Genomic DNA, 21898 nt, shown 5'->3' on the forward strand with positions numbered 1-21898 from the left:
TCGGGAAACTATCGAAAATACTGATTCCGTGCAAGTTTGAAATTGGTTTACGGTTTTTGGTTTACAACAGGCTGACGCTCGACTAGTGCTGATGCGTCAGCCTACTATAAACCAAAAACCGTGAACTACCCCTTTAGATTTTTACCTCTGCCTGGAACGTCCGAACAAACTCGTCGATGGACATACTCCCTAGGTCGCCCTGCCCTTTGCGCCGAACAGATACCTTACCTTCAGCGGCTTCTTTTTCGCCAACAACCAGCATGTAAGGAACCTTGTTTACTTCAGCATCCCTAATTTTACGGCCAATCTTCTCGTCGCGCAGGTCCACAAAGCCCCGAATGTCATTTTCCTGTAAGGTAAAGAACAGATCGTTAGCGTAGTCTTCATACTTCTCCGAAATGGGTAAAATGGCAATCTGATCGGGGGACAGCCAGAGCGGGAAATTACCGCCGGTGTTTTCAATCAGAATAGCAATGAATCGCTCCAAGGAGCCAAACGGAGCCCGGTGAATCATCACGGGGCGGTGCTTCTGGTTATCAGCCCCGATGTATTCAAGCTCAAAGCGGTTCGGCAGGTTATAATCTACCTGGATAGTTCCTAACTGCCATTTACGGCCCAGAGCATCGCGAACCATAAAGTCGAGCTTTGGCCCGTAGAAAGCGGCTTCGCCCAGCTCGGTTACTGTACGCAATCCTTTCTCGGCAGCAGCTTCAACAATGGCCGACTCAGCTTTTTCCCATAAATCATCCGAACCAATGTATTTGGTTTTGTTCTCGGGGTCACGAAGCGATACCTGCGCGCTATAGTCCTCAAAGCCAAGCGACCTGAATACGTACAGCACCAGGTCAATTACCTTCATGAACTCATCCTTCACCTGATCAGGCCGGCAGAAGATATGCGCATCGTCCTGCGTAAAGCCACGCACCCGGGTCAGGCCGTGCAACTCGCCCGACTGCTCGTAGCGATACACCGTACCAAATTCGGCCAGCCGCAACGGCAGGTCACGGTACGAACGGGGCTTGGTTTTATAGATCTCGCAGTGGTGCGGACAGTTCATCGGCTTCAGCAGAAACTCCTCGTTCGGGTCGGGCGTCTTGATCGGCTGAAACGAATCTTCGCCGTATTTTTCCCAGTGCCCCGACGTTACGTAGAGCTGTTTGCTTCCGATATGGGGCGTCACCACGGGTGAGTAGCCCGCCCGCACCTGAGCCCTCCGCAGGAAGTTTTCTAACCGCTCCCGCAGCATCGTACCTTTGGGTAGCCACAATGGCAACCCCTGCCCTACCCGCTCCGAAAACGCGAACAGCTCCAGCTCTTTACCGAGCTTGCGATGGTCGCGCTTTTTAGCTTCCTCCAGCAAGTACAGGTAATCGTCGAGCTCTTTTTGCTTCGGATACGTAACGGCGTAAATCCGGGTTAGCTGCTTATTTTTCTCGTTGCCGCGCCAATAGGCACCGGCTACGTTCATAATCTTGGCGGCTTTGATAAAACCCGTGTTCGGGATATGTGGTCCCCGACATAAGTCCGTAAAATCGCCCTGGGTATAAAAGGTAATCGTACCATCGTCAAGGCCTTCCAGCAGGTCGAGCTTATACGGGTCGCCTTTTTGGTCAAAATAAGCGACCGCATCGGCCTTGCTCATTGGCTTCCGGACGTAGGGCTGTTTCTGGCGAGCCAACTCCAGCATTTTGTCTTCCACCTTTTTGAAGTCTTCCTGCGAGAACGCCTGTCCGTTGAGGTCAACGTCATAATAAAACCCGGTCTCAACGGCCGGTCCAATGCCAAACTTCACCCCTGGGTACAACGCTTCGAGCGCTTCGGCCAGTAAGTGCGCTGACGAGTGCCAGAACGTAGCCTTACCTTCAGCATCGTTCCAGGTCAGAAGCTGAACATTGGCATCTTCCTGAATAGGCAACGTAGCATCCTGTACCTTGCCGTTTACTTTGGCGGCCAGCACGTTACGCGCCAGGCCTTCGCTGATTTGGGTGGCAATGTCCAGCCCGGTACTTCCTTTGGGATACTGCCGTACGCTCCCATCTGGCAGCGTCACGCGGATTTGTTCGTCCTGCGCAATCATGTTTGTTTGTTTATATATGGGCACCCGCGGCCTGCCTACAACTGCAAGCCACTTACTCTTTGGTATAACAAAATTTTGCTTTCATTATACCTATTATACTCGTTTTATACTGTTACTGACTACCAATGGGGCGAACCGTTCGTCGAAGCGAGTCACTCGATCCGGTGGTGACGCGTGCCTTGGGCTGAATCGTTGAAATCCGGACACGCGTTGTATCTAACGTAGCCCGGCTTCGTGCCTGGTTCAGCGGCTCATCAGACGTATTGGGCAAAAATAAAGAGTTATATGAGTTTTGCGAATATTGCCGTCGTTGCGATCGCCACAAACCAGCAGCGGCCTGTCGGTCAGCCACATTTAGTCGCGTGGCTTTTGTGTAAGCGGCTATGGCTTCGTCATACTGTCCCATTTGCTCATGACAGTAGCCGATATACGTATCAATGCGGGGAAACTGCGGCCGGAGTTGCTGCACTCGTTGATAATTAGCCAAGGCGCTGTAATAATTCCGGAATTTCTGGTTGATCAGCCCGGTCTGAAAATAAGCCTGATAATAAGTCGGTTGTAGCTTCACGGTTTGCTGGTAATACACTAGAGCACTATCGAGTTGTCCCCAGGCGTGGTAAATTAAACCCTTACCGAAGAAAAGCTTCGCATTATTGGGAAAGTACTTTATTGCCTGACCATTGTAGGCCATAGCGGAGTTCAAATCGCCCAGGGTTCGGTATACCGAGGCCAGCTGATTATAAGTCTCCAGATAACGGGGTTTTAGTCGTAGCGATTGCTGATAGAGGGCCAATGCCCGGGCAGTGTCGCCTTGCTTAGCCGCCATTAAACCACTAAAATAATACGCTTCGCCGTCGTAGGGAGCCATCTGAAGGGCTTTCGCTACATAAAGCCGAGCTTTATCGAACTCGTTCTGCTGCTGTAACAAGTCGCCTTGTAAGGTGTAAAGCTCGGGGGTATCGACGCCCAGTATTTCGGCCCGTTGCGCATTTTCCAGCGCTTTGCCTGGCTGTTGCAATACCCGTAGAATCTGAGCGCGTGTCAAATAATACACTCCGGCATTGTCATTGCGATCAATGGCTTCGTTAATATCAGCCAACGCTTCGTTTACGCGGCCCATTGTCAGCAATATAACGGCCCGTTTGGCATAAGCAGACGAGGGCGATGACTGGTTGATGGCCCGTGTTAATGCTCGCAAGGCCCCTTTGGTGCGACTACTATCACCCGGCTTCGGAAAATCCGGAATGTAAGCCGTCTGCCGGTTATCGCTGCCACATGACAGGAGAAACAGACCAAAGAGTGAAAGAGCAAATGAGTGAATGAGTGAATGAGTAAACAAGTAAATCGGATTGAACGAGCGAACGAGCGAACTGGTTTGCTTTACTGCACTTTCAACTATTGGCTCTTTTACTCTTTCATGATGCCTCGGCGCTCCGATTCGCTCTTTCGTTCTTTCACTCTTTCGCTCCTTCATACGCCTGCAAAGATACGTTTTCAAACCGATGCAAATCGATAGAATACCCCTAATGGTAACCGCTTGTGCGACGCATCATCCATATATAATTCGCCCCATTCGGGGTTTGGTACTTTCCCAAAGGTTTGCCCGATGAGGTTTTCCAGAATCAGCGACGAAAAGCCCAGTGAATACAGGTTGATAATGAAAAAGAAATCGTCGCGATCGAGCAGATCAGCGCATGATTTAAGCAGGTCGTTTAACTGCTCTTCAAGCACCCATTTTTCCCCGTCGGGTCCACGACCGTAGGCTGGTGGGTCCAGAATCATACCATTGTAACGATTGCCCCGGCGCACTTCACGCCGAACGAACTTAACGGCATCTTCAACCACCCAGCGAATGTTGTCTAACTCGCTATGGTCCATGTTCTCGCGCGCCCAGCTAATCACGGGCTTCACGGCATCGACGTGGGTTACGTCGGCTCCCGCCTGTCGGGCAGCCAGCGAGGCCCCTCCTGTATAGGCAAACAGGTTTAGCACCCTGGGTTGTGGCACGTTTGAGGCTATAGCTTTGATTTTGCGATAGATGTACGCCCAGTTATCCGCCTGTTCAGGAAATAGCCCTACATGTTTGAAGTTGGTTAAGGCTAACTTAAATTTCAGGTTAAGCCCCGCTTGCTTAAACGACACGTACCAGGGATCACGCATATCAGGGCTTGTTTGCCAGTCACCCCGCTCCGGCGATTGGCGGTCGCGCCGAAAAACGGCATGCGCCTGCCGCTCCCATTCCGTATCTGTCAGAGATTTATTCCAGATGGCCTGTGGTTCGGGCCGGGCCAGCACATACTCCCCGAAACGCTCGAGTTTCTGAAAATCACCCGAGTCGATAAGTTCATACTGGTCCCAGGACGCTGGAGTAATAAGTTGAATGTCAGCCATAGTGCAAATACCGAAGCCTCCCCGGTTGGAGAGGCTTCGGATGGCAAAAATACGATTAATCTTGCCCTAATTTTAAGATCATTTCAAATTCATCGGGTCGGATCGGCATGACCGACAAACGCGATTGCTTAATAAGTGCCACATTGGCCAGTAACGGCTCGGCCTTAATCCGGGATAACGTAACAGGTGCTGGTAACGCGAGAACCGGCTCTAACTCCACCACAACCCAGCGGGTCGAGGGTGCGTTTAGCTCATTGGCTGCGGTTGGATCGGGATACGCTTCTTTGACTACTTTAGCCAGGCCAACTACCCCAGGGTTTGTTACACTATGGTAAAATAAGACCTGATCGCCAACCCGCATAGCGTTTAAGTTATTACGAGCCTGGTAGTTGCGTACGCCATCCCATATAGCGCGTCCCTGTTCAACGAAGTGGTGCCACCCGTATTTGTCGGGCTCAGACTTAACAAGCCAATAGTTCAACTGAGTCAAAAAAGATAGAGTGAATGAGCATAGTCTAAAAGCACTCCGCGGCTACAAAGCACTTTCACACGGTATCAATAATAATCATCGTGTTCCTGGTTGCCTCCGAAAGGCGAGCCATATTCGTCTTCATCGTCTTCGTAGCGCGAACCAGCCACTTTAAACGTTAACGCTTTCTTCAGGATCATAATCTGACCGGTATGGTACAGATCGTGGTTGATGATCCCGTGTAGCATGTCATAGTAGGTGTAGTCGCGTCCGGGTACAATATCTTCCAAAAACTCGTCATCATCGCGCTTGTCGAGTTCATTAATCAGCTCCTCCTGACTCAGGCTCAATTCCATTTCGAGAGCTTCCCACTCGAAATCGTCGATCTTGTCGGGGAGAGCTCCAAAATTTTTCTCGGGTGTGGTAATATCGAACTGCGCATCGCCCTGCATCTTCTTCACGCAAAAAATGCGCCAGCTCGTCATGTGAAAAACCAGCTCCGCAATGCTGTGCGTATTCGGCGTAATCCGCCGACCAGCCATATCGGGCGTTACACCCCGCAACGCTTCGACAACAGAGGGACCGTGCCAGGCTTCCTCACTTTCGTAGGTAGTGTTGAGCAAGTCAATGATGCGTATTAGTTCATCGTTAGAAATCATAATAAATGCGTCTGTGAATAGCGTAATCCTACTTGGTTGCAGTAACGATACTATGCCACTATACCTTGCAGAGTTACTACCAGTAAACCATTGATAGTCAGAGGAAACATGCGTTACATATAATTAGCTCACGACCTTATACCGCCGGGGCTACTGAATCAACTACCTACCAAACAGCCTCATGCTACGCCATCAGCCGACTACCGTATTAAAGCAGGCCTTGTTCATTGCTTTCAGCCTGTTGAGCAAATAGAGTTTCCTGGCAAAGGTAAGTTAATATTGACGGTCTTCCGAAAAAATCCCCGCAAACGATTTCGTAACTAATTCAGCCAATACGTAAGAAGAAAATGGCATATTTTATGCACTATTTATGCCACCCTTATGGCGAATGCACATGTGACGTACGCGCCTATGCAACGACTTAAGTAATACACACACCGTATCATTCAGTTATGCGCCTGCTGATTCTCTGTCTCTTAGTCATACCCGGCTGTTTTGGGCAGACGCTTAAACCACTCCGGTATCAATCTGAAGTAGGCAGTTATTTTTCCACGTCGGGGCAAAACCCTTTCTGGCTCCGGGCCAATCAGTATGGAATCGTGCCGCGCGAGCATGCCATCATGACGGTACGCCATGCTATGGGGGTAGACTACCACGAGGCCCCAGTTACTAAACTGGATAGTCTTCGTGCCGTGAACCGACGGGTTGACTGGGGCTGGCGGGCCGAGGCCGTATTAAATGCCGGTTACTCCTATCAGGTATTGATTCCCGAAGCGTACGTTAAAGTGAAGCTTGGTGCTATTGAAATTTGGAGCGGCCGACGACGCGAACTCGTTGGGCTAGTCGATTCAACACTGTCGTCGGGTTCCTTTGCCGTGTCTGGTAACGCACTACCCATGCTCAAATTTCAGGTAGCCATTCCTGAATTCTATCCCAAACGGAGCCTGTTTAGCTTTAAAGGCTTTTACGCCCACGGTTGGTTTGAATCGGATCGTTTCGTCAAGAACACCCTACTTCACCAGAAAGCACTCTATGTCCGCGTTGGCAAGCCAAACTGGCGGCTGAAACTATACGGAGGCTTCAACCATCAGGTAATGTGGGGCGGTGGAACCGAACGGCTCCCCGGTTCACTCATCAAAAACAACCAGTTTCCGGCTACCTTCCGAGATTATGTGGATGTGGTGATGGGCAACAGCTTAGGCAACCGTACCGATGTCGATACGAATCGGGTCAGCTTATTCGACCGGGAAAACCGCATCGGCAATCACCTGGGAACGGTTGATCTGGGATTTGAATATACTGCCCCTTCTTTTTCCATTTTTGCTTATCGACAAAATATCTATGAAGACGGGTCACTATTTTACCTGCTCAATATCCGTGATGGACTCAACGGATTACGCATCCGCAATCGACGCCCGCTGAAACCGCACGGCGTTCAGATCCAGAACGTAGTGCTGGAGTATCTGTACACCCAAAATCAGGGGGGCGCTGTTTTTTCGGATGACCTGGCCCAGCGAGGTCGTGATAATTACTTTAATCACTCTCAGTACCAGGACGGCTGGTCGCGCTACGGCCTCACGATCGGCACACCGTTCATCAGCCCGTCTGGCGATGGACGAAGTGATTTACCCCAGTATGGCTTTACGAACAACAATCGGGTATCCGTCATGCATTTGGGCCTCTCGGGGCAGCTCCTTGATTTCTTTCGGTTTCAATTGAAAGCCTCTTACAGCGAGAACTTGGGCACCTACGAAAAACCATTTCCTTACGCGCTACGTCAGTTTTCTTCAGTACTGACCGTTTCCTCTCCCCTTTACATCCTCAATGGCGTGTCGGCAAATGCCAGCGTCGCTGCCGACTTTGGCGAATTGTATGATAACAGTGTAGGCTTCTACCTGGGCATTCGTAAACAAGGCCAAAGTCGCAAGCGCTGATCGGTTAATTTAAGCTTATTTAAGGCCTTTTATTTAAGCTTTACTTTTATCCTTATCTAATCTATACATCAAAAAGACCTACCGAAAAATAAATCTTCTCTTAATGTTGCTAAATCAGTATTCAAGTAAAACTTCAGCTGGCTAACTTCCTGAATCAAAACGACTTACTTATTAACTGTTTGATAAATACATAATCTATATATAGCGTTTTATGCATAGATATGGATTTGTAATTAACCAGAATTAAGTAAAAGTTACTTTATATACACGTAGTAACAGTTTGTAATTCTTACCCTCTCTAACCCTAAAATTAGTATGGCGACTCATCAGGAGCTTAAGGATGAAGAGTTGATCAAAATGCATCTGCACTCGCAGCAAAACAACTATTTCGAGACGTTGTATAACCGCTACGTCAGTAAAGTGTACAGGAGGTGTTTATCACTGACGAAAGACTCAGCCCAGGCCGAAGATTTCACGCATGACATTTTTCTACGGGTGCATGGTAATCTGGGTAAATTCAAAGAGCGTTCCGCGTTTTCGACCTGGTTATATTCTATTTCTTATAACTATTGCATGGACCAGCTTCGTTATGCAAATCGGACCACTACGATCTCTCTTGAGCACGATAAAGAGTATGACTGGAGCGAGTCCTCGGACCATGAAAACCTGGAGTTCCGTTTACAGCAACTAGCCGAAGTGATGGGGACTATTTCACCCGAAGAAACCGAGATACTACGTTTAAAATATGAGAATGGCCTTGATGTAAAACAGATTGCCGAGCAATTCAATTTAAAGAACAGTGCGGTGAAAATGCGGCTGAAACGCACCCGCGACAAGATCCGCCGGATGTATTGCGAACAACTCCTTTAATCACTCTTCTATTGAACAATCTTTACTCTTGATTTACCAAACAGGCGTTGCTTACTACTTACCTGTTCTTACGAAAAAAGCCTGGCAAAGTAGCTATCTAACTACTTGCCAGGCTTTTTTCGTGCTGTACATACTACCGTCTGGTGCCAAAATCCGTCACCCAGTAATGCTTGTAGGTACTGCTGGCGCTATAGCCATACCCTACCCCTACATTCTGGAAATTAGCACTCATAATATTTTTACAGTGGCCTGATGATTTAAGCCACCCGTCGACCACGGCGCGGGGTGTCGTATAACCAGCGGCAATGTTTTCGCCAGCCGCCCGCCAGATATAGCCTTCACGTGTCATGCGATCCCAGGGTTGCGACCCATCCCGGCTGGTATGACTAAAGTAGTTGTAGGTAGCCAGATCAACGGCGTATTTATCGGAAGCAGCATTGAGTTGCGCGTCCAAGGTTAAAGCAGGAACCGCTGGATATGTTGTTGTACCGCATTGGCAAGGCTTAGAGCGAGCCTGATTGATATAGGTTAAGACTTCCTGCTGCTGTGCAGTGGTAGCAGCGGCCGCCCGGGCGCCGGAGAGATTTGGGTAAGTAGGCTCCACTCCATTTGCTTGCCCGTCTCTGTACACCGACGACATAACCGGGGCTGGCGTTTGTGCGGATTCGCGATCTGATTGACAAGCGGACGTAGCCCACAAAAGAGCAGCGACACCAAGTAGGTAAGTACTTTTCATGCAATAATTGGGGTATATTTGTTGATTAAACGGTATACTTACCCATTTATTATACCAAATAATAATATTTTATTACATATACTTTACATACACTCTAATTAGTTACTTAATATTTCAATTAATAATAGGTAGCAGTACAAGCTAGTAGATAGCATTTAACGTACTTCATGAGGACCTAGAATCTTGAAGTTGCTGGCTCAACAGCTACGATTGAGCGGCCTCCTGGTCGTAGCACACATTGCACTCGCAACCAAAGAAGCTCTTGCCAAATCCTTTTAAGATTAAGACGATGAGTTTGTTGGATGAACAAGCCCACCGCCGGTTTTTTACCAAATATCTTCTACTCACAATCTTCTTCACCCATACCGTACGCTCAATCGGCATTGTTTTAGTCCACTCATCAAGGCGCTTTACCGTTCCGGTAGTTTGCTATACATAGTACCATCTATAGCATATACCTTTGGTCTACCAATCGGGAAGAACCCGACTACATGTTAGATCAAACCATAAAAACTATAAAGCCATGAAAACCTTCATTAAATCCCTGCTCGTTGCTTTCACCTTAGGTGTGGTTACTTTTTCTACTTCATCGGCCGCTATTAATCCAGGGAGCCGCCCAACCGCAGCAGCCACGTACAAAACAGGAATTTTTTCTACTGCTGATGGTAAACTGCAAATTGCTCTGGATAAGGAAAAAACGGGGCCAGTTGACATAAAGCTGAAAAACGCGGAGGGTAAAGTCTTGTACGCTCAGCACCTGGGTAAGAAAGAACAAACAGCGCGCCTTCGCCTGAACTTGAGTGATCTGCCCGACGGCGCATACCAAATAGAAATCACAAACGGTGTAGACACAACCACTCATAAATTAACTCTTTCGACAAATCAGCCCAGTACCCCTAGTCGTTTGGTAGCAATCAACTAGTCGCCTTTCGAGACCACCATTCATAATAAAGAAGGCCCAGCGGACAAACACCAGCTGGGCCTTTTATTTACGCTTTGTGTTTCCTTTTTCGGGCTGAGGTCTCAATACGTAAACGTCAAGCAAGGCATAAGGACGGGCGAGGTATTCCCGGATGAGAGTGCGGAACGAATAACCGTCCGGCACATCCTGAGCCGCAAATGCAATGGCTTCAATACCTTCGTGGTTACCGATGTAGAGCGCACGGGCATTGTGAAAGTTCTGCGAGATAATCGTGATTTTCTCCTGGTTAAATACATCCTTGCACCGAACCACCGAGTCGAAGGTTCGATAACCGGCATAGTCGAGGGTCATCACGGATTCAGGTACGCCTAGTTTCATCAAAGCCCGCTGCATATCGACCGGTTCGTTATAGTATTCCGAGTCGTTATTACCGCTAAGAATTAGATACTTGACCTTTCCTTCTTTCCAGAGCCGGGCTGTAGCCTCCATGCGGTAACGGAAGAACAGGTTCTCTTTTCCCGTACGCACGAACTTGCTGGTTCCTAACACCAAACCAACGTCGTTGGTAGGAAGCTCATTGATGTCAAAGTAAATCTGATTTCGAGTATTGTGTACGACCCACCAGTTGCAGATCAGTACGACAACTGCCCCAGTGAACGTAACGATCACACCAAGTTTAATGGTCCACTTCACCACACGTACCCCAACCGTTTCTCGGGGTGTATCGCTGCTGTGATCAGTCGTGGCCAACATGGTGTTCATATCACAAATTGAAATGTGGATTTTCAATCAGTCCAATTACATTGCCAAATGGATCTTTGACAGCCGCGGTCTTTATACCTCCACCTACATCCTGAATGTCAGCGTGGCGTGTAGCTCCCAAGTTAAGCAGGCGTTGCTCCACCTCACTGATATCGGCAACTCCCCAATACGCTAACGTGCTGCCGTCGGCAGGCTGTATGTCTGGGTCAAGGCCAAGTTCATAACCGCCTACGTTAAAACCAACGTAGAAGGGTTCATCGAAATACGGGGCCGTACCCAATGCCTTGGTATACCATGCTTTCGTTTCGGCGAGGGTCGGCGCAGCATAGATCACCGTCCGTAGCCCTAAAAATGGTTTACTGTCCATTCTTATTGGTTCAAGCGAAGAAATCATGACGATCTCCCCGCTTGAGTTGTTTACGAGAACAAGCCTAATTGCACTGGTTCAGCGGAGTCGGCATCAGCCGTTTCGACCGCAACAGGGTCGGTAAGCAGCTCTACTTTCGCGGCTTCTTTCACTATTTTTGGCGGCAGCAGTTTAACTTCTTTGACCTTGGCGAAAGGTAACGGTTTTCCTAATGCCTTCCACCCTCTGATGTCAATAAAGCCTTCGGGTTCCAACACCATCTTTTCGAGCGGCCCACGTTCTTTCACCTGGTGCACAATCTCAATACGAGGATAACGATCAACGGTTACGGCTAACGATTTTGATCCTTTAGCATCCCCAATAAAGCTGAACTTCTTATCCAACGAGATCGTCTCCACTTTAAAGCGCTTCACGTACCACGCCTTCTGGTTGGCTTCGTAATACACCGCCGACAGCACAATTTCAGGGTCAAACTTCATCAGCACAGCAATGTCGTTTGGTTCGTAGCGGTTCGTCAGATCGAAGCTGGTTAACTCATACTGCCCGTCTTTATAAACGACCAGTATACTGTCTTTCGCATCAAAATTGCCCAGGAGTTTACCCCGTTCGTCGCGGTTCAAACGACCGAGGTGGTCATCATACCAAATATCCAGGCCACCCAACGTCGACACCCCACCCGTTTTTTGCGTAATCTTACGAACCGGATATTTTGTCAGGATATTCCCCTGCGCCGAGCGGTTCTTAATGCCTACCGACGCAAAGTCATAGTCGAACTGCTTGATCTTCGCCGAGCTCTGCGCCGTCAGGTTTATCGTAATCACCTCGGCTTCGCCGTTGTCGTTGGCACTGAAATAGGTAAGTTTCGACTTGGGGTTACCCATTGTCAAGTCGTACTCCCGATCGCGGGTTACGCCCGTCACCGGGAATCGCTTGGCCATCGAGATACCCGACTTACCGTCAAGATAAATCATATTGTAGATTTTACGCTCGTCGTTTTTCTTGAACACCGAAACGTACACAATATCCTTGCCGACAAACACTTTCTCCTGAATTTTTGTGACCAGGCATTTACCATCCCGCCGGAACACGATAATATCGTCGATGTCGGAGCAATCACTGACGTATTCGTCTTTCTTCAGCCCGTAACCGATGAAACCGCCTTCCCGGTCTACGTACAGCTTCTGGTTGGCAGCAGCTACTACGTTAGCCGCAATGGTGTTGAAGGCTCGAATCTCGGTTTTCCGCTCACGTCCTTTACCATACTTCTTTTGGAGGTCTTTGTAATAAGCAATGGCGTAGCGGGTAATGTTCGCGAGGTTATCTTCCGTTTCGGCCAGTTCCTGCTCCAGCCGACGCATTAATTCTTCGGCCTTGAAGCCGTCATACTTTGAGATTCGCTTGATCTTAATCTCGGTCAGGCGAATCAGGTCGTCTTCGGTGATCTCCCGATAAAACTGCTTCTTAAACGGCTTGAGTGCTTTGTCAATCGTTTGTAATACAGCTTCAAAGGTTTCGCACTCTTCTATTTTGCGGTAGATCCGATTCTCGATGAATATCTTTTCGAGCGAGCTATACAGCAACCGCTCCATCAATTCACTACGCCGGATCTCGAGCTCGCGTTGCAGCAACTGCACCGTTTGGTGCGTGTTGACCCGCAAAATATCTGTAACGCTGACAAAATGAGGTTTATCGCCAATGATAACGCAGGCATTGGGTGAAATGGACACTTCGCAGTCCGTAAAGGCGTAGAGCGCATCGATCGTTACGTCGGGCGACACACCAGGCTGGAGGTGTACCAGAATTTCGACATCCTTAGCGGTGTTGTCGACCACAGCCGCGGTAGTGCGGCTCGGCGCTTTGATACGGATCTTACCCAGTTCGGCCGCTTTCACGATCGAGTCGATCAACTGCGACGTAGTAACCCCAAAGGGTACGTCGCGGATGGCCAGCGTCTTTTTGTCGACCTCCTCAATTTTAGCGCGCACCCGCACTTTACCACCCCGGTGACCGTCGTTGTAATTGCTCACGTCAATCAGTCCACCGGTCTGGAAGTCGGGAAACAGCGAAACGGGCTTATCTTTCAGGATCTGGATCGATGCATCAATCAACTCGTTAAAGTTGTGCGGCAAAATCTTGGTGGATAATCCAACCGCGATTCCTTCCACGCCCTGCGCCAGCAGCAATGGGAATTTAACCGGCAAAGTTACCGGCTCTTTCTTCCGTCCGTCGTACGACAGCTGCCACTCGGTTGTTTTGTCGTTATAAATCGCATCCAGCGCAAACTTGGACAGGCGCACTTCAATGTAACGTGGCGCAGCGGCTCCATCGCCCGTCCGGACATCGCCCCAGCTCCCCTGCGTATCGAAGAGCAGTTCTTTCTGGCCAATGTTCACCAGAGCCTCGCCAATGGAAGCATCGCCGTGCGGGTGAAACTGCATGGTTTGCCCAATCACGTTCGCCACCTTGTTGAAACGGCCATCGTCCATTTCTTTCAGGGCGTGCAGAATACGGCGTTGCACTGGTTTCAGGCCATCCTCTACGGCCGGTACGGCCCGCTCGAGGATAACGTAGGATGCGTAATCAAGAAAATAATTTTCGTACAAACCCGACACAACGGTCTGGGCATGTAAGACGTCATTGGTTGTATCAATCGGTTGTTCATCGGGTTCGATGGCATCGGCTGACGTTTCATCGTCGGCAGACAAGGCTGCGTCGGGTTGCTGCAAATCGTCGTCCATCGGCTCCTGATTCTCGTCGTTCATCATGAATTACTTCGGGACTATTCTATTAAAGTGGGCGGGTCAGGCCGTTCAATTAGTTATTGTTCGGCTCCTTAAATATACGAAAAAAAGTTGAAAAACCGCCTTAATTAGGCTAAAAAGGCAAACTCAGATAAACTATCCTTCTGGTTAGTATCCTCTGCCCAGCTCAACTCTATTTTCTACAGGCTCATCCGTCAGGTAATGATTCAGATTCCGTAAAAACTGCGCCACCTTTCCGGCTTCTTCGTCGGGTTGTCCGCCCCCTGTGTGCTGGGTGAGCAACACATTCGGCAAGTTCCAAAGGGGATTGTCGGTTGGCAACGGCTCCACGGCCGTTACGTCGAGTACAGCGCCACCCAGCTGTCCGGCTTGCAGGGCCGCAATCAAGGCGGGCTCATCGGTGGTGCTCCCCCGCCCTACGTTGGCGTAAAGGCTACCCGGTTTCATAGCCGCAATCAGTTCGGCCGAATAAAAGCCCGTAGCTGTACCCGGCAGGCAGTTTACCACAATGTCTGTGTGGGGCAGAGCTCGCTTTAGCTCCTCGGCCGAATGCAGATCAGCGTTGGGGTCCGTACGCGCCAGCATCTTAACAGAACAATCAAAACCGCTCAACATCTGGCGCACAGCCTGACCAATAGTGCCCGTGCCAAGCACGATGACCTGTTTATGCCGCATGATGTTGGTGCGGGCCCGAATCGGCGCGCCAACCCATTCATTACGGTCTTGCAGTAAAGCTAACTCCGGAATACGTCGGTAGAGGCTCAAGATGCCGGCGACCATCGTCTCAGCACATGGCCAGGCAAAATAGTCTCCCATGTTAGCGACCAGGGCTTTCACCCGTACATCGCGGTACCCGTCGAAGCCAGCCGAATCGAGTTGCCAGAAAAGTAGATTGGGTAAAGACTCGTCAAACCAGGCAACGGGTGGATTGCCCAGTACAAACTGAGCGTTCCGGAAAGCAGCCGCTTGCTTATCCTCCGATAAATCGTGTCGAAAAACAACAGCTATGGGTTGATTGCCGGGGCCTGGGGGCAAACTGCGTTGGAGGGTAGTTTTAAGGGTGTCGCTCAGCGCGGTATTTACAAAGAGTTGCATACTGGTTTTACGTAAAATCTACCCGTTTAGTTGCGTCCTGGTTAGCGTTTCCCGACTTCGCCCCCTTTCAGCTGTCCCAGTAGCCAGTTCGTCATCTTTTCGGTTTGTTCGGGATACGTCCAGTGGCCCGTATCGAGGTTATCGGTATCTAATATTTTAGGGCCTGGAATAACGTTATAAGCCGCATACATAGACGTTGGCGGGCAGGTTTCGTCGTTGAAGCCCCAGGAATAGCGACCAGGCACGTTCACCAGTCGGGCGAAGTTCACGACATCGTAATACCCGACGGTTCTGATCCGGTCGGGTTTGTTATTGAACGCCAGGTTATCTCCCGCGAACAAGTGCGGCCAGCCCCCGGCCCGTCCTTTCAGGTAGCCGGTCATGTCGCTCAGGGCCGGATAATAGGCGCCCACCCACTTAATCCGGGAATCAAGGCCCGCCGTTACGATAGACAAGGCTCCCCCCTGGCTGCCACCCGTAACGGCCAGATTCTGGCCGTCGTACTGTGGTAAGCTCGCCAGGAAGTCGACGGCCCGTACGCAGCCGAGGTACACGCGTTTGTAGTAATACCGATCGCGGTCGTCCAAATTAGCGGCCTGGTAGCCGTTAAGCGCCCCCCGGCTCAGGTTGTCATACACGCTGGGGTCCATCGTGACCGGCACGCCATGAATACCTACTTCCAGGGTGACAAAGCCCTTATCTGCTTCGGCAATCATGCCGTAATAGGGCCGGACACCCGCACCGGGCACCCGCAGGATAGCCGGGTATTTGCCTTCTTTTTTTGGGACGCACAGAATCCCGTAGAAGCGCGAGTTATTGATGTTCTGGAGGTTGAGCTGGTAAACGTTGGTTAGTTCGGTACAACGTTCGGGTAGTAGGGTCATGCGGGCGTCGATGGGTACTTTCGCCAGATCGGCCTTTGCTTTATCCCAGAACTCCCGAAAGTCAGCCGGATTGTCGACAGTCGGCTTGATGGTTAGTGGCTCAAAACCCGCCGTTGTCAGGCCCCGGTATTCTTTGCCATCCACTTCGACGGTAGCAATGCACCGCAAAAAGCCAGCCGTACGCAGGGTGCCACCGTCCAGGGCGAGGGTTCCATCGCGTAGCGTAACGGTTTCTTTCCTGACGGGCTCCATCTTCTCCGGCCCTATTTCGTACCGCAGTTTGGCCGCCTTCAGCAAGACATTGTTGCGGTAAACGGCTACGTTGAATTTTACCGGTTCGCCTACTTTGTACAACCAATTGTCATGGTCGGGGGTAACAAGAACTTTAACGAGTCGTTCGACGGGTTGAGCCAGTGCCGTGCTGGCCCAGATCAGTAGCAGACTGGGAAGCAAACATTTTTTCATGGAATTCAGGGAATGATGAACACGATCTCCCTGCTAAAGCAGCTTTACTCGAAATTATAACCAGTGGCCATCAGGCAACACGGGCGGGCGTTTGCTGCCCACGTCGAACAGGCTGAAAATTAACAAGGCAACGAACCAGCAACATCAGCGGATAGACGACATCAACCCCACCCGGTACCTTCGACAGGAACATACCCAATAGAATAAGCACCGCCGTGATACCAAAATACGTGGTCCGTCGACGAGAGGTCGTGTTTGAACCCGTAGCCCAATAGACTAGGGGTAGATGCAGCGGCATTAGATACAATAAGGTTGGATTCCAGGCCGTAACACCATCATCTCGTATCATCCACAGCAAAAACAAAAACCATCCTAGAAAACCCGATACGCCGAACAACAATCGGTCGAGCCAGCGGTCTACTTTACCCCCTCTCACATAACGCCGGATAGTAAATAGAGTAACTACCACGCCCAGTATGGTAAAGACAACATCTGGATCGAATATGAAAGGGACTTGCTTTCGAAATACCTGCTGTGCTGCAAACAATGTCTGTTCGCCCTGAACGAGTGGTACTATCTGCCCATTAGCCTGTCTTACCGTAGCGTGAGCCAGTTGGTCATGCACCTGATCGGGCAAATACATGGCATGCCAGCCATCCGTTTGCTCATCAGACGGCTGGCCGATGGCCAAGTTCATGCCTAACTGATACCAGGGCTTGTCATTCAGATAGTCATTCATCAGATCACGGTACGACTTGCCGGTCATGCGTGAGCGCGATGGAATGCTCAGGCTATCGCCACACGCATTAGCAATCATATCGCGGGGACGGGTAGCGCAGTTGTCGTAATAGAATTTGTACCGATACTCCCGGTTTTGGGGAAGATAATTTTCCTCCAACGCTGCGAATAACCGTTGCCGTTGTGTAAGAGAAAGATTCAGCTGTTGTTCCCGAATGCTGCGATTTGTTTGCTGATAATAGTAAGCAACCTGATATAAATTATGAGCGGTTACGTAGTAAGGCAGTGTACCTCTTAAGAACTTTAATATGAACCAATCTGCTCTATAATCAAACCCGCCGTAACTATAATCACGGTCGAGGCTGAGCACTGGATCAACAATCCGTATTTCGGTATGCCCAAATGCTGACGAAATATCATCATTTCCCGGCCCGTAGGTGATCAGACTTACCCGCGACGAGGGGGAAAGCTGCTGGCTGAACGAAAAATGGCTACTCCACACGATGAAGCACAAAACCAGAAGCGTGCGAGAGAGTAACTGGGTTAGGCCAGGTTCACTCTTCGTCTTCATCCTCCTCATCGCGGCTGTATTTACGGGTTTTCTCCCGGCTGGGCTCTTTTCCCTGAACGCAGATAACAATCTCACCTTTTACTGTTTTTTCGGCAAAGTACGTAATAAGTTCGGACAACGGCCCGCGTCGATTTTCTTCAAATAACTTGGTCAGTTCGCGCGAAACGCTGGCCGGACGGTCGGCTCCGAACACCTCGGCAAACTGCCCGAGGGTTTTGAGCAACCGGTGGGGCGATTCGTAGAAAACCATCGTTCGCTCCTCACTTGCTAACTCAGCCAGGCGCGTCTGGCGGCCCTTTTTGTGGGGCAAAAATCCTTCAAACGTAAAACGATCGTTGGGCAGGCCAGAGTTCACCAGGGCGGGTACAAAGGCCGTTGCACCGGGCAGGCACTCCACGGGAATATCGTTCTGAATGCAGGCCCGCACCAGCAGAAACCCAGGGTCTGAAATGGCCGGCGTACCGGCATCGGTAACCAAGGCGAAGGTTTTGCCTTCTTTCAACTGATTGAGCAGCCGCTGTACCGTCTGATGCTCATTAAAGATATGATAGCTGTGAAGGGGTTTGCTGATGTTCAGGTGACGCAACAGAACCCCCGATGTGCGGGTGTCTTCCGCCAGGACAGCATCTACGCTTTGCAGCACATTGATGGCCCGCAGGGTAATATCATCAAGATTGCCGATGGGCGTCGGCACTAGGTACAATTTCATGCTGCAAGATAGGGTGCGGTTTTCGGTTTACTGTTTTCGGGGGTGAACATAAAACCGCTTTACGTCACTGAAAACGATGCACCGAAAACCGTAAACTACAACTTGTCAATGGCCGCGGCTAACTGACGATCTTTATCCGTGACGATATTACCCGCATCGTGCGTCGATAGCTTTATGGTCACCTGATTGTACACGTTCGACCACCAGGGGTGATGGTCCATTTTTTCGGCAAGCAGGGCCACACGGGTCATGAACGAAAAGGCTTCGCTAAAATCATTGAATGTAAACTCGCGGATGAGTTGGTTATCCTGCTCCTGCCACATGGGAAAGTAAGGTGCTAATGGGAAGTTATAACTTTACAACCGCAACACGGATCGCAAAGTTTATTGGCCGACGAGCAAGCAGCGGGTTTGCTCTACAACGTAGACCGTTTTGAAGCTGCATCTTATTTCTTGATCATCAGAAACGGTTTCATGCAGGCAAAGCACTTAAAGCTTTTAGTTGGCAGAAAAAACATAAGCATTTTGACCCACAGGGGTCTGGCAATTCGATCGATGGAGACGGCTTCACCGCAGTATGGGCATTGGTGCCGACGGGTTGGTCGGTAAAACAAGAGGAGGCCAATGACAAGCCCAGCCAGGAACAGCACTGAAATAGTGGACGGGTTCATATTGAATCAGTTTGAGGAAAAGAGGTTCGCTAAAATAAGCCTACTTTTCTATCCCAACCAACTGATTAGCAATAAAGTAATAGAGTTTCTCCTGTTTAGCCTACAAAACAAAATAAGTCACCAAATAGCTACTTATCGCACTGGAAAATTATGCCAGACTAGCCGAGGCATAGTAGGAAACAGCATGCGTGTCATGTTCGTCAGTACGTAAAAGCACAGGATCAATGTAATCAGGAGCGCCACATTCATGCCGGGCTGCAACCAGCGTCTTTTAATAAGTCGGTAATAGTAGAGCCCGACCGCTAATGTAAAGACAATGACAAGAAGGTAAATAACCCAAACAAGGTACTGCATAGCTCAAACGTAGTAAACTTCATGCAGGAAGCAACCAGTCAATGCCTGACATGTACTAAACGGTTTATTTAGGTTAAAATTGGGTGATAAAGGAAACAGCCGTTTAAATGACCAGCTCTACTTTGTCATTTAAACGGCTGTTTGGCAGAGAGGAAGGGATTCGAACCCTCGATACGGTTGCCCGCATACACACTTTCCAGGCGTGCTCCTTCAACCACTCGGACACCTCTCTAAAAAGAAACCATGAAAGACATTAAGGTGTCTTATACTTGACGGCAGAGAACATTTGCTTAGCCTTCTGCTTCTAAAGTCCTGCAAAATTAATCAGAAAAGCCGTTTTTCCCAGTCCGGAAAAATTGTAAAGCAGAATAAGTAATAAATACAGTAGCGAAGGACAAAAGGGCGGCCGGTGGCCCGTCGTCTGCTCAGTCTGACCAACAACCACTTCTGGAGGCAATCAGGCCACACACCCGGCTACGCTTTAGGCAGCGTTGGCACCTCCGGTGGGGTGAATTTATGCGGCTCTCCGTTTTCATCCCACTTGTACATCTGCCCTTTGCCATCAATGAAGTAAGCCCCTGGCTTAATCTTTCCGGTACGTTTTCCGGAGGTCTTCGAGATAGTTTTGGTAGCGTTCGAGGTACCGTTTTTCGTTTGTGACATAGCTGGTGACAATAAAGGCAAACAGGGTATCCGAATCGTCCCGTTTGGCAACGTGAAACAAAGTTAAGTAGTGCCGTCCCCTAGCTTCAAATTGGGTTTCATCGCCCTTGATAGGTTGTACACTGACATTACCCCGTAACAGGCTGGCAATGTCCGAAAATTTTAAATCATGGTGTCGTTTGGCAGGGTCAAGCTTGGTCAGATCAGCCCGGTAATTTTCAATAACATGATCAGCGAATTTAGTCTGAAAAAACAGTTCGGCTTTTCCAAAAGGAGTATTGATAGTCGTGTTTTTCTTGATCAGTAATCGCTTCATAAACGCTAAACTATCGATTCAGACGATAGTCAGCAAATTAACGGCGCGCTCTGGTGTACCGGCTAGACAATCCGAAGAATTAAGAACCGAAAAAGCCAGTCTGCTACTGGCAAACTGGCTTTTCTAATAAACCCTGCGATGGGGTTGCAGAGAGCGAGGGATTCGAACCCCCGGTACCCTTGCGAGTACTTCTGATTTCGAATCAGACCCGTTCGACCACTCCGGCAGCTCTCTTCGGCATTTGGGAGTGCAAATATGCAGGATTGCGGTTTATGACGCAACACCCCGCTCCCAAAAATTTCGGTTACGCATCATCGCCCGGTTCACTCATTTCACCACTGATGGGCTGAGCCAGCAATGTCCTTAGTCGAGTGACGGCAGCCGGGTCCTGGCTACTTTCGCGCCCAAGCAGCACCATGAGTTTCGTGATGGCGGCTTCAGTAGTAATGTCGGCTCCGCTCACTACGCCAATTTGCCGGAGTAGTTTACTGGTCTGGTAGCGCCCCTGCGTAACCCGCCCGCCTTCGCATTGTGATACGTTGAAAACCACAACGCCCCGGTCAATGGCTTCTTTGAGCGTGTCCAGAAACCAACTGTCGGTTGGGGCGTTCCCAGCACCAAAGGTTTCCAGTACGACCCCGCGCAGGTTACGGATGTTCACAATAGACTCCACCACGGGCTGCGTAATGCCCGGAAAGAGCTTCAGAATCGTTACGTTCGGGTCGAGCACGGTGCGAATCGTTATGGATTCGCCAGGCTCATAGGCCCGAATAAACGGTCGGTTATAATCAATGCTCACCCCAGCCGTGGCTAGATGCGGGTAGTTTTCGGAAGCAAAGGCGTTGAACTGAACGCTTTCCTGTTTAGTGGATCGATTGCCCCGCAGTAACCTGGAGTTAAAGTACACGCAAACTTCGGGCACAATCGGTCGTGCATTTCCTTGTGCATCGGTGTCTACAGCGGCTGCAATTTCAAGCGCCGTAATGAAGTTTTCGCGGGCGTCGGTTCGGGCGACTCCAATAGGTAATTGAGCACCAGTCAGAATAACGGGCTTGTTGAGGCCAACCAGCATAAAACTCAAGGCCGACGCCGTGTAGGCCATGGTGTCTGTTCCGTGCAGTATGACAAAGCTGTCATACTGCACGTAATTTTTCTGGATGATGCGCGCCAGTTCGACCCAAACGGCCGGCTTCATGTTCGACGAATCAATGATGTCGTGCAGCGTAATGAGGGTAATCTCAAAATCGAGCCGGTTTAATTCGGGTAATCGATCGAGTACCTGTTCAAAATCAAAAGGAATCAACTGGTTGGCCTTTCGGTCATAGACCATACCGAACGTACCGCCGGTATAAATGACTAAAACCGCCTGTCTCGGCCGTTTGGGCAAAGCAGGATTAATGCGTACTGTTTTGTAAGACATTCTATTCTGATACGAACCTGCGTCCGTTTTGCACGTTCAATAACGGCTGGACGTCGATCGTAAC

20 protein-coding genes and 2 tRNA genes are annotated in these 21898 nt (G+C 49.7%); 3 read left to right on the forward strand and 19 right to left on the reverse strand.

Annotated features, from left to right (window positions below; all coding sequences use genetic code 11):
• Positions 1-133: 133 nt before the first annotated feature.
• The 5 genes from thrS to ACFSUS_RS16325 all read right to left on the reverse strand — a co-directional run bounded on the left by thrS (position 134) and on the right by ACFSUS_RS16325 (position 5596).
• Positions 134-2077: a threonine--tRNA ligase gene (thrS, locus tag ACFSUS_RS16305; RefSeq protein WP_381524367.1), complete on the reverse strand. Its 1944-nt coding sequence runs from the start codon at positions 2075-2077 to the stop codon at positions 134-136.
• Positions 2078-2189: 112 nt separating this feature from the next.
• Positions 2190-3359: a tetratricopeptide repeat protein gene (locus tag ACFSUS_RS16310; RefSeq protein WP_381524457.1), complete on the reverse strand. Its 1170-nt coding sequence runs from the start codon at positions 3357-3359 to the stop codon at positions 2190-2192.
• 212 nt (positions 3360-3571) lie between these two features.
• Positions 3572-4468: a class I SAM-dependent methyltransferase gene (locus ACFSUS_RS16315; RefSeq protein ID WP_381524369.1), complete on the reverse strand. Its 897-nt coding sequence runs from the start codon at positions 4466-4468 to the stop codon at positions 3572-3574.
• A 55-nt stretch (positions 4469-4523) separates the two neighbouring features.
• On the reverse strand, positions 4524-4949 hold the full coding sequence (locus tag ACFSUS_RS16320; protein WP_381524459.1) for an EVE domain-containing protein: 426 nt from the start codon (positions 4947-4949) through the stop codon (positions 4524-4526).
• Positions 4950-5023: 74 nt separating this feature from the next.
• Positions 5024-5596, reverse strand: a complete 573-nt coding sequence (locus ACFSUS_RS16325; protein WP_381524371.1) for a DinB family protein — start codon at positions 5594-5596, stop codon at positions 5024-5026.
• A 452-nt stretch (positions 5597-6048) separates the two neighbouring features.
• Between ACFSUS_RS16325 and ACFSUS_RS16330 the strand changes: the two genes are divergently transcribed.
• Both ACFSUS_RS16330 and ACFSUS_RS16335 read left to right on the forward strand, forming a co-directional pair.
• Positions 6049-7530 carry a capsule assembly Wzi family protein gene (locus tag ACFSUS_RS16330; protein ID WP_381524373.1) on the forward strand — a complete coding sequence of 494 codons (1482 nt, stop codon included), beginning with the start codon at positions 6049-6051 and terminating at the stop codon, positions 7528-7530.
• 315 nt (positions 7531-7845) lie between these two features.
• Entirely contained in the window at positions 7846-8400 is a 555-nt protein-coding gene (locus tag ACFSUS_RS16335; RefSeq protein WP_381524375.1) for an RNA polymerase sigma factor, read from the forward strand.
• A 133-nt stretch (positions 8401-8533) separates the two neighbouring features.
• Here the strand turns inward: ACFSUS_RS16335 and ACFSUS_RS16340 are convergent, their stop codons facing one another.
• Positions 8534-9136 (reverse strand): CAP domain-containing protein, encoded by a 603-nt coding sequence (locus tag ACFSUS_RS16340; protein WP_381524377.1) that lies wholly within the window; start codon positions 9134-9136, stop codon positions 8534-8536.
• Positions 9137-9659: 523 nt separating this feature from the next.
• On the opposite strand from ACFSUS_RS16340, the gene ACFSUS_RS16345 reads away from it, so the two are divergent.
• Positions 9660-10058 carry a T9SS type A sorting domain-containing protein gene (locus ACFSUS_RS16345; RefSeq protein ID WP_381524379.1) on the forward strand — a complete coding sequence of 133 codons (399 nt, stop codon included), beginning with the start codon at positions 9660-9662 and terminating at the stop codon, positions 10056-10058.
• 63 nt (positions 10059-10121) lie between these two features.
• Here ACFSUS_RS16345 and ACFSUS_RS16350 read toward each other — a convergent pair whose 3' ends face one another.
• From ACFSUS_RS16350 to ACFSUS_RS16410, 13 genes are all read right to left on the reverse strand, one after another.
• The gene (locus tag ACFSUS_RS16350) at positions 10122-10820 is read right to left on the reverse strand and encodes a SanA/YdcF family protein (RefSeq protein WP_381524381.1); all 699 of its coding nucleotides are present in this window, start codon (positions 10818-10820) and stop codon (positions 10122-10124) included.
• 1 nt (position 10821) lies between these two features.
• A complete protein-coding gene (locus ACFSUS_RS16355; protein ID WP_381524383.1) occupies positions 10822-11187 on the reverse strand; it encodes a VOC family protein in 366 nt (121 codons plus the stop codon).
• Positions 11188-11237: 50 nt separating this feature from the next.
• Positions 11238-13952: a DNA gyrase/topoisomerase IV subunit A gene (locus ACFSUS_RS16360; protein WP_381524385.1), complete on the reverse strand. Its 2715-nt coding sequence runs from the start codon at positions 13950-13952 to the stop codon at positions 11238-11240.
• A gap of 144 nt (positions 13953-14096) precedes the next feature.
• Entirely contained in the window at positions 14097-15044 is a 948-nt protein-coding gene (locus ACFSUS_RS16365; RefSeq protein WP_381524387.1) for a D-2-hydroxyacid dehydrogenase, read from the reverse strand.
• A gap of 41 nt (positions 15045-15085) precedes the next feature.
• Positions 15086-16393 carry an acetylxylan esterase gene (locus ACFSUS_RS16370; protein WP_381524389.1) on the reverse strand — a complete coding sequence of 436 codons (1308 nt, stop codon included), beginning with the start codon at positions 16391-16393 and terminating at the stop codon, positions 15086-15088.
• 70 nt (positions 16394-16463) lie between these two features.
• Positions 16464-17702, reverse strand: coding sequence for a lipoprotein N-acyltransferase Lnb domain-containing protein (locus ACFSUS_RS16375; protein WP_381524391.1), 1239 nt, complete (start codon positions 17700-17702; stop codon positions 16464-16466).
• Entirely contained in the window at positions 17686-18411 is a 726-nt protein-coding gene (gene rsmI, locus ACFSUS_RS16380; RefSeq protein WP_381524393.1) for a 16S rRNA (cytidine(1402)-2'-O)-methyltransferase, read from the reverse strand. The genes ACFSUS_RS16375 and rsmI overlap by 17 nt, the downstream gene beginning before the upstream one ends.
• 95 nt (positions 18412-18506) lie before the next feature.
• Positions 18507-18734 carry a 4a-hydroxytetrahydrobiopterin dehydratase gene (locus ACFSUS_RS16385; RefSeq protein WP_381524395.1) on the reverse strand — a complete coding sequence of 76 codons (228 nt, stop codon included), beginning with the start codon at positions 18732-18734 and terminating at the stop codon, positions 18507-18509.
• Positions 18735-18856: 122 nt separating this feature from the next.
• On the reverse strand, positions 18857-19081 hold the full coding sequence (locus ACFSUS_RS16390; RefSeq protein WP_381524397.1) for a hypothetical protein: 225 nt from the start codon (positions 19079-19081) through the stop codon (positions 18857-18859).
• 496 nt (positions 19082-19577) lie between these two features.
• A tRNA-Ser gene (locus ACFSUS_RS16395) sits at positions 19578-19667 on the reverse strand.
• 351 nt (positions 19668-20018) lie between these two features.
• The gene (locus ACFSUS_RS16400) at positions 20019-20414 is read right to left on the reverse strand and encodes a hypothetical protein (protein WP_381524399.1); all 396 of its coding nucleotides are present in this window, start codon (positions 20412-20414) and stop codon (positions 20019-20021) included.
• A 147-nt stretch (positions 20415-20561) separates the two neighbouring features.
• Positions 20562-20648: transfer RNA gene (locus ACFSUS_RS16405), tRNA-Ser, on the reverse strand.
• 70 nt (positions 20649-20718) lie between these two features.
• Positions 20719-21834, reverse strand: a complete 1116-nt coding sequence (locus ACFSUS_RS16410) for an asparaginase (RefSeq protein ID WP_381524400.1) — start codon at positions 21832-21834, stop codon at positions 20719-20721.
• Between the last annotated feature and the right edge of the window lie 64 nt (positions 21835-21898).

Origin of the sequence: Spirosoma soli (assembly GCF_042684525.1) — a bacterium.
GTDB lineage: Bacteria > Bacteroidota > Bacteroidia > Cytophagales > Spirosomataceae > Spirosoma > Spirosoma soli.

Excerpts from the sequence above, each read along its gene's own strand:
- thrS (WP_381524367.1), bottom strand. The coding sequence starts at position 2,077 with ATGATTGCGCAGGACGAACAAATCCGCGTGACGCTGCCAGATGGGAGC.
- ACFSUS_RS16315 (WP_381524369.1), bottom strand. The coding sequence starts at position 4,468 with ATGGCTGACATTCAACTTATTACTCCAGCGTCCTGGGACCAGTATGAA.
- ACFSUS_RS16325 (WP_381524371.1), bottom strand. The coding sequence starts at position 5,596 with ATGATTTCTAACGATGAACTAATACGCATCATTGACTTGCTCAACACT.
- ACFSUS_RS16330 (WP_381524373.1), top strand. The coding sequence starts at position 6,049 with ATGCGCCTGCTGATTCTCTGTCTCTTAGTCATACCCGGCTGTTTTGGG.
- ACFSUS_RS16335 (WP_381524375.1), top strand. The coding sequence starts at position 7,846 with ATGGCGACTCATCAGGAGCTTAAGGATGAAGAGTTGATCAAAATGCAT.
- ACFSUS_RS16340 (WP_381524377.1), bottom strand. The coding sequence starts at position 9,136 with ATGAAAAGTACTTACCTACTTGGTGTCGCTGCTCTTTTGTGGGCTACG.
- ACFSUS_RS16345 (WP_381524379.1), top strand. The coding sequence starts at position 9,660 with ATGAAAACCTTCATTAAATCCCTGCTCGTTGCTTTCACCTTAGGTGTG.
- ACFSUS_RS16350 (WP_381524381.1), bottom strand. The coding sequence starts at position 10,820 with ATGAACACCATGTTGGCCACGACTGATCACAGCAGCGATACACCCCGA.
- ACFSUS_RS16355 (WP_381524383.1), bottom strand. The coding sequence starts at position 11,187 with ATGGACAGTAAACCATTTTTAGGGCTACGGACGGTGATCTATGCTGCG.
- ACFSUS_RS16360 (WP_381524385.1), bottom strand. The coding sequence starts at position 13,952 with ATGATGAACGACGAGAATCAGGAGCCGATGGACGACGATTTGCAGCAA.
- ACFSUS_RS16365 (WP_381524387.1), bottom strand. The coding sequence starts at position 15,044 with ATGCAACTCTTTGTAAATACCGCGCTGAGCGACACCCTTAAAACTACC.
- ACFSUS_RS16370 (WP_381524389.1), bottom strand. The coding sequence starts at position 16,393 with ATGAAAAAATGTTTGCTTCCCAGTCTGCTACTGATCTGGGCCAGCACG.
- ACFSUS_RS16375 (WP_381524391.1), bottom strand. The coding sequence starts at position 17,702 with ATGAAGACGAAGAGTGAACCTGGCCTAACCCAGTTACTCTCTCGCACG.
- rsmI (WP_381524393.1), bottom strand. The coding sequence starts at position 18,411 with ATGAAATTGTACCTAGTGCCGACGCCCATCGGCAATCTTGATGATATT.
- ACFSUS_RS16385 (WP_381524395.1), bottom strand. The coding sequence starts at position 18,734 with ATGTGGCAGGAGCAGGATAACCAACTCATCCGCGAGTTTACATTCAAT.
- ACFSUS_RS16390 (WP_381524397.1), bottom strand. The coding sequence starts at position 19,081 with ATGAACCCGTCCACTATTTCAGTGCTGTTCCTGGCTGGGCTTGTCATT.
- ACFSUS_RS16400 (WP_381524399.1), bottom strand. The coding sequence starts at position 20,414 with ATGAAGCGATTACTGATCAAGAAAAACACGACTATCAATACTCCTTTT.
- ACFSUS_RS16410 (WP_381524400.1), bottom strand. The coding sequence starts at position 21,834 with ATGTCTTACAAAACAGTACGCATTAATCCTGCTTTGCCCAAACGGCCG.